The organism is Streptomyces sp. NPDC058751, assembly GCF_042746485.1.
In the GTDB taxonomy this organism is placed as follows: Bacteria; Actinomycetota; Actinomycetes; order Streptomycetales; family Streptomycetaceae; genus Streptomyces.
On sequence record NZ_JBHYPZ010000039.1, the window covers coordinates 1 to 16,173 of the forward strand.

Genomic DNA, 16,173 nt, shown 5'->3' on the forward strand with positions numbered 1-16,173 from the left:
ACTCCCCCGAGCTCTTCGAGCAGGGGGTACCCCCAGAGCACGCACCAGACGCCGCGAGGCCGCCCTTCGGGCGACGACGGGAATTTGACGACAGGCCCTAGGCCCAGCCGCATGGGGCCCGTTCCGGGGAACGGGCCCCATGGGCGTGCGCCCGTGAAAAACCGGGCCGGCCGGGCAGGAGCGCCCGCACGGCGGGAGCGGTTGTCACCGGCACGGAACCGTGTCCCCGCCGGGCGGGGCTTCGGCCCGGGCGGCGCGGCCCCGGGCCCGTGTTGCCTTCCGCCCCCCGCCCGAAGATGGTGGGGACGGCGGAGAGGAGTCCCCGGCGTGGAACCGGACGGGCAGGCAGACGGGCGGGGGGACCGCGCGCAGGCACCCGCCGAAGGGGCCGATCCGCAGCGGTGGCGCGCTCTGTGGGTCACCCTGACGGCCGGGTTCATGAGCCTGCTCGACGTCACCATCGTCGCCGTCGCCCTGCCCTCCATGCAGCACGCGCTGCACGCCTCCGCCCCGTCGATCCAGTGGGTCGTCTCCGGGTACGCCCTCACCTTCGCCCTGGTCCTCGTGACGGCCGGCCGCCTGGGCGACGCGATCGGCCGACGGCGGATCTTCCTGCTCGCGCTCGCCGCCTTCGTCCTGTGCAGCGCCGCGGCCGGCGCCGCGCCGACGATCACGCTCCTGATCGTGGCGCGGCTCGCCCAGGGCATGGCCGCCGGGTGTCTGGCGCCGCAGAACTCCGCCCTCGTCCAGCAGATGTTCCGGGGAGCCGAGCGGGGGCGGGCGTTCGGGCTCTTCGGCGCCACCGTCGGCATCTCCAGCGCGGTGGGCCCCGTCGTCGGCGGCCTGATCCTGATGCTCGCCGACGGGCCACAGGGCTGGCGCTGGATCTTCTACGTGAACGTGCCGGTCGGAGCCGTAGCCTTCCTGCTGGGCGTGCGCCTGCTGCCCAAGGTCGCCCCGAGACGGCGGGAACGGCTCGATCTGCGGGGCGTCCTGATGCTCGGCTGCGGGGTGCTCGCGCTGATGCTTCCGCTGATCCTGGCCGAGTCCGGCGGCGTACGGAGGCTGTGGTGGCTCTTCCCGGCGGGCCTGGGCCTCCTCGTGGTGTTCGCCCGGTGGGAACGGCGTCTGACGGCGGCCGGCGGGCAGCCGCTCCTGGACCCGCGCCTGGTGACGAGCACGCGCGGCTACGCGGCCGGAGCGTCCATCGCCGCCCTGTACTTCGTGGGGTTCGGCGGGGTGTGGCTGGTGTTCGCGCTGTACTTCCAGAACGGCCAGGGCTTCTCCCCGCTGAGGTCGGGGCTCGCGGTGACGCCCTTCGCCATCGGTTCGGCCGCGGCGGCCGTGGTGGCCGGACGGCTCGTCGAACGGCTGGGCCGGCTGCTGACCGTCTGCGGGCTCGCCGCGGTCGTCCTGGGGCTGGGCGGTGCCGTCCTGGTCCTGTGCCTCGTTCCGGGGGACAGGGCCGTGTGGTGCGCGGCTCCGGCCCTGCTCGTCGGCGGTCTCGGCAGCGGCTGTGTCATCTCGCCGAACGTCACCATGACGCTCCGGGACGTGCCGGTGCGGATGGCGGGCGCGGCGGGCGGCGCGCTGCAGACGGCCCAGCGGCTGGGCGGCGCCGTCGGTACGGCGGCGCTGCCGGGACTCTTCTACGTGGTGCTCGGCACCGGACGGCACGAGTTCCGCCCGGCCCTGGCGATCGCCGTGGGCTCCGGGATCGCGGCCGTGCTGGGCGCCCTCGCCCTGGCCGTCCACGACTGGCTGCGCGATCACGGGTCCCGGCCGCCGCGCCGCTCCTCCGCGTCGTCGCACGAGCACACCCGCGCCGGCCGGCCCTGAGAGGGACCCGCGGGAAGCCCGTATCGCGGGGCGCTGACTCCCTGTCAGGTTCACAGCCTCCGCACAGCGGCCGAAAAGATGTGACGGGCGGATGAACTCGCAGTAGACGATGATCAGTTCAAGCCGTTGTCTTGTCGCCTTCATGACAAAGACGCCCGGACGGTGTCACTCTGCTGATGAACGCTCACACATCGTTCACACCCCCTCCGCACGACCACCTCCCAGGCGCCACCCCTCTCCTCCACCCCACCCCCCACGCGACTCACACGACTCACGCGGCCCACGTCCGCGAGCGCCTTCGTGCGGTACTTCCCTGCTCCTGCCCGACCAGCCCTCCGACCATCGCGGACCGGCCGCATCCCGCCGGTCCCGGACGCTTGGGGCTCCACCCGAGCCGACCCCCCGCAGAAGGAGACGGCATTGAACCGGCAGCACACCTCCGTCCGTCGGCGCAGACGCGCCGCGGTCCTCGCACTCACCGCCGCGAGTTCCTTACTGGTCCTCGCCGTCCGGCCCGACTCCGCGGCCGCCGCCCCCGCGGACCCCGGCCCCGCCAAGGCCGCGGCCCGGATCGTCGCGGAACCCCGGTCCTCCGTCCTCCCGGCCCGGCTGTCGCCCGCCCGGCACGCCGCGCTGGTCAAGAGCGCGGGAGCGGCGGCGGGTGCCACCGCGGAGCGGCTCGGCCTCGGCGCCCGGGAGGAACTCGTCGTCAAGGACGTCGTCCAGGACAGGGACGGCACGACCCACACGCGCTACGAGCGCACCTACGCGGGACTGCCGGTGCTCGGCGGTGACCTGGTCGTGCACGAGAAGAGCGGCCGGAGCACCGTGTCCGGGACGAGCCGGGGCGCCCTCGCCGTGCCGAGCGTCAGGCCGGGCGTCTCCGCCGACGTCGCCGCGGCGAAGGCCCTCGCCGTGAGCCGGAAGGCGGCGGTCACGCGGTCCCGGGCCGACGGGGCGCCGCGGCTCGTCGTCTGGGCCGGCGGCACCCGGCCGGTCCTCGCCTGGGAATCGGTGATCGAGGGCGTCCAGCGCGACGGCACGCCCAGCGAACTGCACGTCGTCACCGACGCGGTCTCCGGCAAGGTCGCCTCCCGGTACGAGGGCGTCGAGACGGGCACGGGGACGGGCCAGTACGCGGGTGCGGTGCCGCTCTCCACCACGCTGTCCGGATCGACCTACCAGCTGGTCGACGGCGACCGTGCGGGCCACCGCACCTACGACCTCAACCAGGGAACCTCCGGCACCGGGACCCTGTTCACGGACGACAACGATGTCTGGGGCAGCGGCACCCAGAGCGACCGGCAGACGGCCGGCGTCGACGTCGCCTTCGGAGCGGCGGCGACCTGGGACTACTACAAGGAGGTGTACGGCCGCAACGGGATCCGCAACGACGGCGTCGCCGCCTACAGCCGGGCCCACTACGGCAACAACTACGTCAACGCCTTCTGGCAGGACAGCTGCTTCTGCATGACCTACGGCGACGGGTCCGGCAACGCCAAGCCGCTGACGGCGCTGGACGTGGCGGCCCACGAGATGAGCCACGGCGTCACCAGCGCCACCGCGAACCTGACGTACGCGGGGGAGTCCGGCGGCCTCAACGAGGCGACCTCGGACATCTTCGCCGCGGCGGTGGAGTTCCACGAGAACCTCGCGGCCGACGTGCCCGACTACCTGGTCGGCGAGAAGATCGACATCCGCGGCACCGGCGCGCCGCTGCGCTACATGGACAAGCCGTCCAAGGACGGTTCCTCCCGCGACTACTGGGACTCCTCGCTGGGCGGCATCGACGTCCACTACTCCTCGGGTCCGGCGAACCACTTCTTCTACCTGCTCTCCGAGGGCAGCGGCGCGAAGACCGTCAACGGGGTGTCGTACGACAGCCCGACCCGTGACGGCCTGCCGGTGACCGGCATCGGCATCGAGAACGCGGCCGGGATCTGGTACCGCGCGCTGACGACCTACATGACGTCGTCGACCAACTACGCCGGCGCGCGGGTCGCCACGCTGCGGGCCGCGGGCGACCTCTACGGGACGTACAGCCCCACCTATCTCGCCGTCGCCGACGCCTGGGCCGCCGTCAACGTCGGCGACCGCATCGCCCTGGGCGTCAACGTCACCCCGGTCGCCGACCAGACCTCCGGGGTCGGCCAGGAGGTGTCCCTCCAGGTGGGCGCGTACACCACCAACACCGGCGCGAGCCTGACCTACACGGCCACCGGACTGCCCGACGGCCTGTCGATCAGTGACACCGGACTGATCTCCGGGGTCCCCGTCACGCCGGGGACCAGCGACACGACGGTCACCGTGACCGACAGCACCGGCGCGTCCGTGTCGACGGCCTTCCACTGGCGGATCGCGTACGTCTACGCCAACGGCACGCGCGTGGACATCCCCGACGTGGGTCCCGCGGTCGAGTCGCCCATCACGATCACGGGCAGGCCGGGCAACGCCTCGGCGACCACCGAGGTCTACGTCGACATCGTCCACACCTACCGCGGTGACCTGACGGTCGACCTGGTCGGCCCCGACGGAACCGTGTACTCCCTGTTGAACCGCAGCGGGGGATCGGCCGACAACGTGGACCGGACGTTCACGGTGGACGCCTCCGCGCAGCCGGTCGACGGCACCTGGAAGCTGCGTGTCCGCGACCTCGCGTCGATCGACGTGGGCTACATCCGGCAGTGGAGGATCACGCCCTGATCCACGGCTGACCCACGACCGACCCACGACCGACCCACGACCGAGCCACGCCCGGCCGGACCGCCCCCGCGGTCCGGCCGTTCGGCGTCTTCAAGCCTTGACGGGTCCGAGCGGCTCCCCGACCGCCGACGGCACGCCTTGTCCCGGTCACAGCCCTTTTGGTGACCGGTCGACAAGGTTCAGGCGCACACGAGTTGAAGAAACTCGTGTCGCGGGACTTGCCACCATCATGGTTCATTACTTAAATCAAACCGTGAACTAAGAGAGCCGGAAGGTCAGTTCACAGTCCTCCCCCTCGTAAGCGGCTGTTTTCCCAGTCGCTCAGCAAGTGTGTCCGCTCCGCTCGTCACCCCACCCGCATGGAGTCACGGCATGAAACTCAGAACCCTGGGTGTCGCGCTGGCCGCAATGGCCGCGCTCGTCACCCTGCCCTTGCCAGGGCCGGCCGCCGCGGCCGAACTACCGCTGTCCCAGGGCAAGACGGCCACCTCGTCGTCGGACGAGAACGGGGGCACCCCCGCCTCCTACGCCGTCGACGGCAACACCGGCACCCGGTGGTCCTCGGCCGCCACGGACGCCCAGTGGCTCCAGGTCGACCTCGGCGCCTCGGCGACGATCACCAAGGTCGTCCTCAACTGGGAGGCCGCGTACGGAAGCGACTACCGCATCCAGACGTCACCGGACGGCAGCACCTGGACCGACATCAAGACGGTGGCCGGCGGCGACGGGGGAACCGACACCCTCGACGTCTCGGGCCAGGGCCGCTACGTACGGATGAACGGCGTCCACCGCGCTACCCCGTACGGCTACTCCCTCTGGGAGTTCCAGGTCTTCGGCACCAGCGGCACCGGCACGCCGGAGACCTGTGACACGGCCAACGCGGCACAGGGCAAGGCGGCCACCGCCTCCTCCGCCGAGAACGCGGCGAGCTCCGCCTCGGCGGCCTTCGACGGCAACACCGGAACGCGCTGGTCGAGCGCCTTCTCCGACCCGCAGTGGGTCCAGGTCGACCTGGGCGCCTCCACCGACCTGTGCCGGGTCGACCTCAACTGGGAGGCGGCGTACGGCAAGGCATTCCAGATCCAGTCCTCCACGGACGGCCAGAACTGGACGATCCTCAAGTCCGTCACCGACGGCACCGGGGGCACCGCCTCCTACGACGTCTCCGGCAAGGGCCGTTACGTACGGATCTACGGGACGACCCGGGGCACCGCCTACGGGTACTCGCTGTGGGAGGTCGCCGTCCACACCGGAACGGGCAGCAGTGTCCCGCCCGTGCAGGGCGGTGGTGACCTCGGGCCCAACGTCATCGTCGTGGACCCCTCGACGCCCAACCTGCAGGCCAAGTTCGACCAGGTCTTCGCCCAGCAGGAGTCGAACCAGTTCGGCTCCGAGCGCTACCAGTTCCTGATGAAGCCCGGCACCTACAACAACATCAACGCCCAGGTCGGCTTCTACACCTCGGTCTCGGGCCTCGGCCAGAACCCCGACGACGTCCACATCAACGGTGACATCACCGTGGACGCGGGCTGGTTCAACGGCAACGCCACCCAGAACTTCTGGCGTTCGGCGGAGAACCTGTCGATCACCCCGTCCAACGGCACCGACCGCTGGGCCGTGGCCCAGGCGGCCCCCTTCCGCCGCATCCACGTCCGGGGCGGCCTCAACCTGGCCCCGAACGGCTACGGCTGGGCCTCCGGCGGCTACATCGCCGACTCCAAGATCGACGGCACCGTCGGCCCGTACTCCCAGCAGCAGTGGTACACCCGTGACAGCTCCGTCGGAGGCTGGACCAACGGCGTCTGGAACATGACCTTCACGGGCGTCCAGGGAGCACCGGCGACGAACTTCGACTCCGGCCCGTACACCACGCTCGACAACACCCCGGTCTCGCGCGAGAAGCCCTACCTCTACCTGGACGGCAGTGCCTACAAGGTCTTCGTGCCCTCCAAGCGCACCAACGCGCGCGGTGTGTCCTGGCCGAACACGGCCGGTACGTCCATCCCGCTCGACCAGTTCTACGTCGTCAAGTCCGGCGCGACCGCGCAGACCATCAACGCGGCCCTCGCCCAGGGTCTCAACCTGCTGTTCACGCCGGGTGTCTACCACCTCGACCAGACGATCAACGTGACCCGGGCCAACACCGTCGTCCTGGGCCTCGGCCTCGCGACGATCATCCCGGACAACGGCATCGACGCCATGCACGTGGCGGACGTGGACGGCGTCAAGCTCGCCGGATTCCTCATCGACGCGGGGCGGTCCAACTCCGACACCCTGCTGCGGATCGGACCCTCGGGTTCCTCCGCCGACCACTCCGCCAACCCCACCACCATGCAGGACGTGTTCGTGCGGATCGGCGGTGCGGGCCCCGGCCTCGCCACCAACTCGGTCGTGGTCAACAGCGACGACGTCGTCGTCGACCACACCTGGATCTGGCGTGCCGACCACGGCGAGGGGGTCGGCTGGGACACCAACCGCGCCGACTACGGCCTCGTGGTCAACGGCGACGACGTCCTGACGACCGGCCTGTTCGTCGAGCACTTCAACAAGTACGACGTGCTGTGGAACGGCGAGAGGGGGCGCACGATCTTCTTCCAGAACGAGAAGGCGTACGACGTGCCGAGCGCCGCCGCCGTCACCCACGACGGCATCGTCGGATACGCGGCCTACAAGATCGCCGACTCCGTGGCCGTGCACGAGGCGTGGGGTCTGGGGAGCTACTGCAACTTCACCACGGACCCGTCGATCGTCCAGACGCACGGCTTCCAGGTCCCGGTGAAGACCGGGGTGAAGCTGCACAGCATCCAGGTGATCTCCCTGGGCGGCAAGGGCCAGTACGCCCACGTCGTCAACAACACCGGTGCCCCCACCTCGGGGTCGGACACCGTCCCGTCCAAGATCACGCAGTTCCCGTGATCCCGGACGGCGCCGGCTGACGGGCGCGCGGGTGCCGGTGCTCCACCCCGGTCCGGGGGAGCACCGGCACCCGTGTCAGATCCGCGTCGTGCCGCGAGGCGCGGCGAGCCGCACGTCATGGGCGCGGGGCGTCTCCGCGTCGGGCGGCCCCGCCGGTTCCACCCCCGCGGCGTGCGCGAGGAGACGGCGGGCCAGTTCACGCGCCTCGGCGGCGGTGAGCGAGGCCCACACCCCGTGCTCGTCGCCCTGGTCGGGACCGACGTCCAGCGTCACGCGGCCGATGAGCCGGCCCGGCGTGGACAGCCGCAGCTCCTTCACGGAGATCCTGCGGCCGCACGAGGTCACCAGAGGCGACTCACCCGCCCGTGGCCGCCGCTGTCCGGACTCCGTCATCGCACTCACGCCTTTCCACGAGCAGAACCGCCGGTGGGTCCACCGCTCCGGGTGGAACTCCGCGTTCCGGCATCCGCCGGACTGTTCAGGTCAGCGCCGGGTGGTACCGGTTTGTTCCCCACCCCCGCACGCCGCCCCCGCCCGTGGCGGGACGGCCCGGCCCGTCCTCGGGCCCCGTGCCGCGAACACACGGCCGTGTCCGCGTGGTTGACGGATGCCCGCCCGGTGCGCGGCGAAGGCGCGGACCGGGCGGCCGGCGACCGCTCCGCGTCAGCGACGGGCGGAGCCCTTGGTGCGCAGGGCCCCGAGGCGCTCCAGGAGCAGGCCCTCCCGGGTGGACCAGGGGGAGATCTCCACGCTCGTGGCCCGGCACGCCTCCATCAGGGCTTCCGCGACGAGCGCCCCCGCCAGGGACTGTCCGGCCCGGTGACGTGAGATGCCGGGCAGCCGGCCGCGGCCCGCGGACCCGTTCTCGGCGAGGACGCCCACCGCGGCCCGTACCTCGTCGAGGGTCAGCCGCTGAGGGGCGCGGGAGCGGTCGCGGCCCGCGGTGGTGTAGCGGGCGAGCTGCGTGAAGGTCTTGGAACAGGCGAGCACACGTCCGTCCGGGGCGGCGCGGGGCAGGTCGGTCACCTCGGCGAGTCGGCCGCTCAGATGGTCACGCACCTCGGCGAGGCGCCGCTTCGAGGACACGGCCTCGTCGAGCTTCCAGGCGCGGGTCACCGTCCGGGCGCCGAGCGGCAGGGAGTGGGCCGTCCGGGGCCGCGCGGACGTCCCGGACGCGACCTCCACGGTCCCGCCGCCGATGTCCAGCACCAGCAGGGAGCCGGGCCGCCCGCCCGCCCAGTGATGTGCGGCCACATAGGCCAGCCGGGCCTCCTCCTCGCCGGACATCACCCGAAGCCGGGTACCGGTGGCGTCGGCCACCTGGGCGAGGACCTCGTCGCGATTGGGCGCGTCGCGGATCACCGACGTGGCGAACGCGTACACCTCCGGGAGCGCGCCCTTGTCCTCGGCGAGGGTTTCGGCCACGGCCCGCTGCACGCTGCGCACGCCCGACTTGCCCAGACGTCCCGTGGCGTCCAGCGTCTCGTGCAACTGGAGCCGGACCTTTCGGGACAGCACCTCTTCCATGGCGATCCCGGCGCGGCGCCGCGCCACGGTGAGCAGAGCGCTGTGACACCCGACGTCTAGTACACCTGCCTGCCGCACTGTGTTAACCACCCGTTTCCCTGTCGAAGAGGATTCGCGAACTCACCATTGTCCCGTAAGCCGGTCATCGTGACACGGCACGATGAGGTTTTGGCTTGTCAGAAGCCCGTCAAGGGGTCACCGGGGTGTCACGGCGTCACCGGACGGCCGTAGAAGGGGATTTGGCGCGCGTCACCGCGCGCCCGCTGCCGCGCCGGTGATGCAGGGGGGCGTCAGGTGACGGAGTGACCCATGCCGTCGTCCGGCGTGTCGGCCAACGTCACCACGGCGGTGATCCGCTTGCCGACGGGCTCGCGGTGCACCTCGAAGGCGTGGCACAGGGCCATGACGATCTCCAGCCCGTGCTGGCCCACACGGCCCGCGTCGGCGGCGCGCGCCACCGGAAGGGCCGGGTCGGAATCCCACACGGTCGCCCTGACGGTGCCCCGGTCGACCGCCAGCGACAACAGGCACGGTCCGCTCGCGTACTTGACCGCGTTGGTGACCAGTTCGCTGACGACCAGCGGGACCACGCCCATCACCCGTCCGGAGACGGGCAGCCCGGCGACCGCCTGCACCCGCGTCAGGAAGTCACGGGTGAACGCCCGCGCCTCGGCGATGCAGACGGAGTCACCGTCGTACGCGACCGAGGCCTCGATCAGCGCGCTCCGTCGTCCCTGCTGTCCCGCTTCGCTCACCGGCTGGCCCATACGATCCGTCCCGCGTCCACCTCTTCGACTTTCGCCGTCTGCCCCGGAAATCCGGCTTCACTCCACCCGGCCGCGCATTCGTCCGCGGGGCCCGGCGCGGTCGGGGTTCGGCGCGCTCAGGGTTCGGTGACCGTCACGGTGACCGGGGTGCCGGTCTCGATCGTGCGGCTGACCGTGCAGAGCCGGTCGTGCGAGGTCTTGACGGCGCGGGGGAGGATGGCCCGGGCGCGGTCGCCGGCCTCGCCCTCCGGGAACGCCACGGAGAAGGTGACCGTGAGGCCGGTCATCCGGTTCCCGAGGTCGTCGCTGATCTTGTCGCCGGTCACCTCCAGGGTGAACCGCGTGGGCTCCGTGTGGCGGCCGGTCGCGACGTCGACATCGGCCGCGGTGCAGCCCCCGATGGCGGCGAGCAGCAGTTCGACCGGGGTGAACTCGTCCTCCCCGGTCGTTCCGAAGGCGATCGTCCCGCCGCGCGCGTTCGTCGCGGTGAAGTGCCCGGTGCCGGTCCGCTCGACGGTGACGCGGCGCAGGTTGTCGTGAGTCATACCGCCGACCCTAATGTCGCTCCGCCTCACCCGCCTCGGACGCGCCTTCGGCCGCCCGTGCCGTCCCGCGCCCCGCGCGACCGCCGTACCGCCGGATTTCCCGTGGAACCCACCCGTATGCTCCCGCAGGTACTCACCTTCCTGACCATGATCGGAGCCAACCCCTCGTGAACCGTCGCCGTCGTATCGTCGTCACCGCGGTATGCCTGGCCGCCGTGACCGCGGCAGTCGTGACCACCGACCTCGTCGTGGAGCACAGGGTGCGGGGCCGGGTCGCGGAGAGCGCCGAGTGCCGTCTCGGCGCGGCCGAGGGCATACGGGTCGACCTCGACGACACCCTGGCCGGACTCAAGGCGCTCACCGGGACGGTCGGCGCGGTCCACGTCAGTGCCGAGGGCGTACGCCGACAGGGCACCGACATGGACGTCGACGCGCACCTGCGCGACGTGTCGACCGACGGCGCCACGGCGGGCGGAACCGCGACCGCCACCATCGCCTACGACGCGCTGGACCGCAGCGCCGGTGTGCGGTCCGGTGCCGGTGCCGACGGGCTGAGGACGGGCACGGACGGCACGCGGCTCACCCTCACGGGTGCGGCGGGCGGTACCGGGCTGCCGGTCACGGTGGCCACCACGCTGTCCACGACGTCACACAGCCTCACCATCACCCCCGTAAGCGTCCTGCTCCTGGGCCGCGAAGTCCCGGTGTCGGCGGTCTCCGCGCTGCCGGGCGCGTCGGAGCTCGCCACCGAACTGGAGCCGCGCACCATCGACGTCCAGGAACTCCCGCGGGGCACCGCGCTCGTCGGCGCCCACGCCGAGAGCGCCGGTCTCGTCCTGGACTTCACGGTGGCTCCCACCGACGCGGAGCGGGCGGTCAGGACGGCGTCCGCGGCGTCCGCGTGCGCTTCCGGGAGGGGCCGGGCCGACGGCTGACCGCCGGCCGTTCCCGGTCGATGTCGGGTCCCGGCGTTCCGGTCGTTATCATCCGTTAGTGGTGCTTTTTTGGTATTAGCCTCTCTTCGTGCGGTTCTTCCTCCGGAGTGGTCGATGTCCCGCAAGCAGCCGGGGGGCGACGACGAGCTGCTCGCCAGGCTCGGATCGCTGACGGCCCAGGCACGTGAACGCGCGGAGTTCCAGCGCTCACAGGTCGAACTGGCCATCGCGCTGCAACGCGGCATGCTGCCGGGAGACCTGCCCTCCGCCCCGGGATTCGACGTCGCCGTGCAGTACGCGCCCGCCTGCCACGGCCTCAACGTGGGCGGGGACTGGTACGACGCCTTCCGGCTGTCCGACGGGCGCATCGGCCTGTCCATAGGCGACGTGCAGGGCCACAACACCGAGGCCGCCGCGTTCATGGGGCAGGTCAGGGTCGGCCTGCGCGCCCTCGCCTCCGTCACCGGCGATCCCGGGGAACTCCTCGCCCGGACCAACGACCTCATCCTGTCCCTCGGCTCCGACCTCTTCGCGACCTGCACCTTCATGCGGCTCGACCCGGCCACCGGCGTACTGGAGAGCGCGCGGGCCGGACACATACCCTGCGTCTGGGCGTCGGCCGACGGGAAGTCCGGCATCGCCGAGGACGAGGGCGGGCCGCCGCTCGGCATCATGGCCGGGACGCGGTACCCGGTGACCCGGCACCACCTCACCACCGGCGGAGTCTTCCTCCTGCTGACCGACGGTGTCGTCGAGGGTCCGGCGATGGACGTGGACGACGGGCTCGACCAGGTCGTACGCCTCGCCGGAGTCGCCGTCGGCGCGGGCCTGTCGGCCGGTTCGCTGGCCGCCGCGGTGATCAAGGGCGCCGAGGGGGTGGGACACGAGGACGACGCGGCCGTCCTCGTGGTCCGCCACGGCGCGCCCACCGTCCCGTTCCGGTGACACGCCCCTGTCCCGCTCCTGCGCCGCGCCCTTGTCCCGCTCCTGCGCCGCGCCCTCGTCCGGCCGCGGTGGCGCGGCCTGTCGTCCGGCCCGTGCGGCACGTCCGTGCGGCCGCGACGCGGCTGCCACGGTCACTCGCCGCACACGGGCGCTCGCCTCGCCGACGGGGCCCCGGCGGTGTCTGATGGCTCTGTGGTGGCTACACAGGTGATGCGCCGACCGGCCGTCATCGCTCTTCAGACGCTCTTGATCGCCGCCTGCTACTACGGAGCGGGGCGGCTGGGACTCATGCGGCGGCTCAGCGTCGAGGGAGCGGTGTTCACACCCATCTGGCCCCCCACCGGCGTGGCCGTCGCCGCCCTGCTGCTCCTCGGGATCCAGGCGTGGCTCGGGATCGCGATCGGGGCCCTTCTGGTCGTCCTGTCCCTCTCCTCGTTCTCCTCGCTCCAGCTCTCCGCGGCCGGCATCGTCGCGGGCAACACCGTCGCCCCGGTCTGCGCCTACCTCCTGCTGCTCGCGGTGCACTTCCGCACCGATCTCAGTCGGCTCCGCGACGGACTCGCCCTGGTGTTCCTCGCGGCCCTGGGCGCCATGACGATCAGCGCGACCGCGGACGTGGGCCTGCTGGTCGGCACGGACAAACTCGCCCCGGGCGACTTCTGGCCGGTCTGGCTGGCCTGGTGGGTGGGCGACGCGATGGGCGTCCTGATCGTCACCCCGGTCATCCTGATGCTGTACTCGATACGGGCCCCGGTGAGCCTGGTGCGATGGCGGGAGGCCGCCGTCGTCCTCGTCGCGGCGGCCGTCATGGTGCCGGTCGCCACCCGCAGTTCCCTCAGCATGCTGTTCCTGGTCTATCCGCTGCTGATCTGGGCCGCCCTGCGGTTCGAGCTCCCGGGCAGCCTGCTGTGCGCCCTCTTCGCCTCGGTCATGGCCACCGTCGCGGCCACCGAGGCGACGGGCCCGTTCCAACGGCTGAGCCAGAGCGAGGTCATGGTCAAACTGCAGGCCTTCAACGGGTCCATGGCCCTGACGGCCCTCCTCCTGTCCGCCGTGATCACCGAACAGCGCAACACCAGACGCTCCGTGGAACTGGCCTGCCAGGAACTGGTGGAGGTCCTCGAACACCTGACGGCGGGGAACCCCGCGCCCAGACCGCCTCCGGTGGAGGAGGACGGCCGCGCCTGACCACGGTGATCCGCTGCCGCTCACCCCTCAGGTGCCCGGCCGCTCCCGTGAAGGGGGCGCGGTCCGGCGCCGTCTCCGGCCGTCGCGGGCACGGTGCCGCCGTCCGGCCCGGTGGGGAAAGATGAGACCACCAGCGAAGAACCACCGATGCGGAGGTGCGGGCACAATGCAGCACGAGCGAGCGGGCCGTCCGGCCGGCCCCGAGGACCTCGTCGACGTGGCCCGGTTGGTCACGGCGTACTACGCGCTCCGTCCCGACCCGGCCGAACCCGGTCAACGCGTTTCCTTCGGTACCTCCGGACACCGCGGTTCGTCCCTGGCCACCGCGTTCAACGAGGACCACATCGCCGCGACCAGCCAGGCCATCTGCGAGTACCGCGACGGCCGGGGCACCGACGGCCCGCTCTTCCTGGGCGCAGACAGCCACGCGCTCTCGGAACCCGCGAAGGCCACCGCCCTGGAGGTGTTCGCGGCCAACGACGTGACGGTGCTCCTCGACGGCGCGGACGGCTACACGCCCACTCCGGCGGTGTCGCACGCCATCCTCACGTACAACCGCGGACGCTCCACGGGCCTCGCGGACGGTGTCGTGGTCACCCCCTCCCACAATCCGCCGGCCGACGGCGGCTTCAAGTACAACCCGCCGAACGGCGGCCCGGCGGGATCCGGGGCGACCTCCTGGATCCAGGACCGGGCCAACGAACTCATCAGGGACGGCCTCAAGGACGTACGGCGCGTCCCGTACGCGAGGGCGCTCGCCGCACCCGGCACCGGCCGGTACGACTTCCTCGGCGCCTACGTGGCCGATCTGCCGCAGGTGCTGGACCTGGACGCGATCCGCGCGGCTGGCGTCCGCATCGGCGCCGATCCGCTCGGCGGGGCCTCGGTCGCCTACTGGGGGCGCATCGCCGAACAGCACGCGCTGGACCTGACCGTGGTCAACCCGCTCACCGACCCCACCTGGCGGTTCATGACGCTGGACTGGGACGGCAGGATCCGCATGGACTGCTCCTCGCCGTACGCGATGGCCTCGCTCATCGAGCGGCGCGACCGCTTCCAGATCTCCACGGGCAACGACGCCGACGCCGACCGCCACGGGATCGTCACCCCCGACGGCGGACTCATGAACCCCAACCACTATCTGGCCGCCGCCATCGCCTACCTCTACACCCACCGGGAGCGGTGGCCCGCCGGTACGGGGATCGGCAAGACCCTGGTGTCGTCCGGAATGATCGACCGGGTCGCCGCCGACCTCGGCCGCCGGCTGGTCGAGGTGCCCGTCGGGTTCAAGTGGTTCGTGGACGGACTGGCCGACGGCTCCCTCGGGTTCGGCGGCGAAGAGTCGGCGGGCGCCTCCTTCCTGCGCCGCGACGGCTCCGTCTGGACCACCGACAAGGACGGCATCATCCTGGCCCTGCTCGCCTCCGAGATCACGGGCGTGACCGGCAAGACGCCCTCCGAGCACTACGCCGGGCTCACCTCACGCTTCGGGGAGCCCGCCTACGAGCGCATCGACGCCCCGGCGACGCGCGAGGAGAAGGCCCTGCTGGCCAAGCTGTCGCCCGCCCAGATCACCACCGACGAGCTCGCCGGGGAGCCGGTCACCGCGGTCCTCACCGAGGCGCCCGGCAACGGCGCGCCCATCGGCGGCATCAAGGTGACCACCGGGAACGCCTGGTTCGCGGCCCGCCCCTCGGGCACCGAGGACGTGTACAAGATCTACGCGGAGTCGTTCCTCGGAACCGGTCACCTGCGCCGGGTGCAGGACGAGGCGAAGGCGGTGGTCTCCGCGGCCCTGTCCGGCTGAGACCGCCCCGAAGGCGCCGTGGCCCCGTCCCACGGCGCCTTCAGCCGTACATCGCCACCCGGTACAGCGCCGCGAGCGCCTCGTCCACGGGATGGGGCTCCGGCGCCCCGGAGGGGCCGAGCCCGTTCCACCGCTGCGCGTTCACCGCGACCGCCATCAGCCTCCCGCCGGCCGCGCGGGCCATGGCCAGCGTCCCGCCGCCCCAGACCGTGCCGCCGTGGCCCCAGAAGGTGCCCTGCCCGGGGCCCTCCATGGGATGCAGGCCCAGGCCGTAGTCGATGGTCCTGAGTTCCTGGGAGACGACCGGGACCGTGCGCCGCATCTCCGCGAGCGACGACGGTCCGACGATCTCCCCGGCCAGCAGCAGCGTGGGAGGGAACTGGGGTTCCTGTCTCGAATGCGTGACCTCTGCGGATGGTGGTCGTTGGGTGGGGTGACGGGCTGTTCGGGCCGGATAGGGCTGGGGGTGACGGTGTGGGCGATTTGCGTTCGGTGGGGGCGTCGTTCGTGGTGCCCGGTCCGTCGGGTGTCGCGGTCCGTGACCGGCTGAAGGGCCTCACCAGCGATGGGTACGGGCATCGGACCGTCCAGGCCCGACCAGACGTCCCAGGGCGTGAGGCGTTGTTCATCAGCGGCCTCCGGCCGCGGGCCGCCCCCGCATCCCCGGACCACGGACACGATCCGTGCCGCCCGGACGCGGAGCGAACACGGGCGACCTGGGGGTACCTCCCACGCCCTTAAGGCAGTGGGGGAACCCAGCACCGTTCGGGGTGTTCGGCTGAGCATGGGGTCTGGCAACAGGACTCATTCCCGCTCAGTCCCTAGGAACGGTAGGCGTACGGCAGGTACTCGGCGAGGCCGTTGGTGTGGTTGAGCAGCATCCGGACCACGATCGCGTCGCCGTGCTCCGACAGCGCCGAGCGGGCCAGGCAGCCCGCGCGGCACTGTGGGAGGGGCGCGCCCGAGCGGCCGGGCCTCCTCCTCCGGGGCTGTGGCTCGCG

General features: G+C 71.9%; 11 protein-coding genes and 2 pseudogenes. 8 read left to right on the forward strand and 5 right to left on the reverse strand.

What is annotated here, in order from left to right; all coding sequences use genetic code 11:
• The first annotated feature begins 327 nt into the window (after positions 1-327).
• The 3 genes from ACFW6B_RS30300 (at position 328) to ACFW6B_RS30310 (ending at position 7,458) form a co-directional block, all read left to right on the forward strand.
• A complete protein-coding gene (locus ACFW6B_RS30300; RefSeq protein WP_386600914.1) occupies positions 328-1,839 on the forward strand; it encodes an MFS transporter in 1,512 nt (503 codons plus the stop codon).
• Between the two features lie 420 nt (positions 1,840-2,259).
• Entirely contained in the window at positions 2,260-4,542 is a 2,283-nt protein-coding gene (locus tag ACFW6B_RS30305; protein WP_386600916.1) for a M4 family metallopeptidase, read from the forward strand.
• Positions 4,543-4,914: 372 nt separating this feature from the next.
• On the forward strand, positions 4,915-7,458 hold the full coding sequence (locus ACFW6B_RS30310) for a discoidin domain-containing protein (protein ID WP_386600918.1): 2,544 nt from the start codon (positions 4,915-4,917) through the stop codon (positions 7,456-7,458).
• A 75-nt stretch (positions 7,459-7,533) separates the two neighbouring features.
• On the opposite strand, the gene ACFW6B_RS30315 is transcribed toward ACFW6B_RS30310, so the two are convergent.
• From ACFW6B_RS30315 to ACFW6B_RS30330, 4 genes are all read right to left on the reverse strand, one after another.
• Positions 7,534-7,851 carry a hypothetical protein gene (locus ACFW6B_RS30315; RefSeq protein ID WP_386600920.1) on the reverse strand — a complete coding sequence of 106 codons (318 nt, stop codon included), beginning with the start codon at positions 7,849-7,851 and terminating at the stop codon, positions 7,534-7,536.
• Positions 7,852-8,121: 270 nt separating this feature from the next.
• On the reverse strand, positions 8,122-9,075 hold the full coding sequence (locus tag ACFW6B_RS30320) for a Ppx/GppA phosphatase family protein (RefSeq protein WP_386600922.1): 954 nt from the start codon (positions 9,073-9,075) through the stop codon (positions 8,122-8,124).
• Between the two features lie 200 nt (positions 9,076-9,275).
• The gene (locus tag ACFW6B_RS30325; RefSeq protein ID WP_386600925.1) at positions 9,276-9,752 is read right to left on the reverse strand and encodes an ATP-binding protein; all 477 of its coding nucleotides are present in this window, start codon (positions 9,750-9,752) and stop codon (positions 9,276-9,278) included.
• Positions 9,753-9,868: 116 nt separating this feature from the next.
• On the reverse strand, positions 9,869-10,297 hold the full coding sequence (locus tag ACFW6B_RS30330; RefSeq protein ID WP_386600927.1) for an OsmC family protein: 429 nt from the start codon (positions 10,295-10,297) through the stop codon (positions 9,869-9,871).
• A gap of 167 nt (positions 10,298-10,464) precedes the next feature.
• On the opposite strand from ACFW6B_RS30330, the gene ACFW6B_RS30335 reads away from it, so the two are divergent.
• The 4 genes from ACFW6B_RS30335 (at position 10,465) to pgm (ending at position 15,172) form a co-directional block, all read left to right on the forward strand.
• Positions 10,465-11,232, forward strand: coding sequence for an LmeA family phospholipid-binding protein (locus ACFW6B_RS30335; protein ID WP_386600929.1), 768 nt, complete (start codon positions 10,465-10,467; stop codon positions 11,230-11,232).
• 114 nt (positions 11,233-11,346) lie between these two features.
• The gene (locus tag ACFW6B_RS30340) at positions 11,347-12,177 is read left to right on the forward strand and encodes a PP2C family protein-serine/threonine phosphatase (protein WP_386600931.1); all 831 of its coding nucleotides are present in this window, start codon (positions 11,347-11,349) and stop codon (positions 12,175-12,177) included.
• A gap of 192 nt (positions 12,178-12,369) precedes the next feature.
• A complete protein-coding gene (locus ACFW6B_RS30345; protein ID WP_386600933.1) occupies positions 12,370-13,365 on the forward strand; it encodes an MASE1 domain-containing protein in 996 nt (331 codons plus the stop codon).
• Between the two features lie 166 nt (positions 13,366-13,531).
• Complete coding sequence (gene pgm, locus ACFW6B_RS30350) at positions 13,532-15,172, forward strand: phosphoglucomutase (alpha-D-glucose-1,6-bisphosphate-dependent) (protein WP_386600935.1); 1,641 nt, start codon at positions 13,532-13,534, stop codon at positions 15,170-15,172.
• Positions 15,173-15,212: 40 nt separating this feature from the next.
• Here the strand turns inward: pgm and ACFW6B_RS30355 are convergent.
• Positions 15,213-15,539: pseudogene (locus tag ACFW6B_RS30355) on the reverse strand (hydrolase); the annotation flags it as partial.
• A 47-nt stretch (positions 15,540-15,586) separates the two neighbouring features.
• Between ACFW6B_RS30355 and ACFW6B_RS30360 the strand changes: the two are divergent.
• Positions 15,587-15,913: pseudogene (locus ACFW6B_RS30360) on the forward strand (hypothetical protein).
• The last annotated feature ends 260 nt before the right edge of the window (positions 15,914-16,173 follow it).

Bases quoted from the DNA above. Each gene is read 5' to 3' on its own strand.
- ACFW6B_RS30310 (WP_386600918.1), top strand. From the start codon at position 4,915: ATGAAACTCAGAACCCTGGGTGTCGCGCTGGCCGCAATGGCCGCGCTC.
- ACFW6B_RS30315 (WP_386600920.1), bottom strand. From the start codon at position 7,851: ATGACGGAGTCCGGACAGCGGCGGCCACGGGCGGGTGAGTCGCCTCTG.
- ACFW6B_RS30325 (WP_386600925.1), bottom strand. From the start codon at position 9,752: ATGGGCCAGCCGGTGAGCGAAGCGGGACAGCAGGGACGACGGAGCGCG.
- ACFW6B_RS30330 (WP_386600927.1), bottom strand. From the start codon at position 10,297: ATGACTCACGACAACCTGCGCCGCGTCACCGTCGAGCGGACCGGCACC.
- ACFW6B_RS30340 (WP_386600931.1), top strand. From the start codon at position 11,347: ATGTCCCGCAAGCAGCCGGGGGGCGACGACGAGCTGCTCGCCAGGCTC.
- pgm (WP_386600935.1), top strand. From the start codon at position 13,532: ATGCAGCACGAGCGAGCGGGCCGTCCGGCCGGCCCCGAGGACCTCGTC.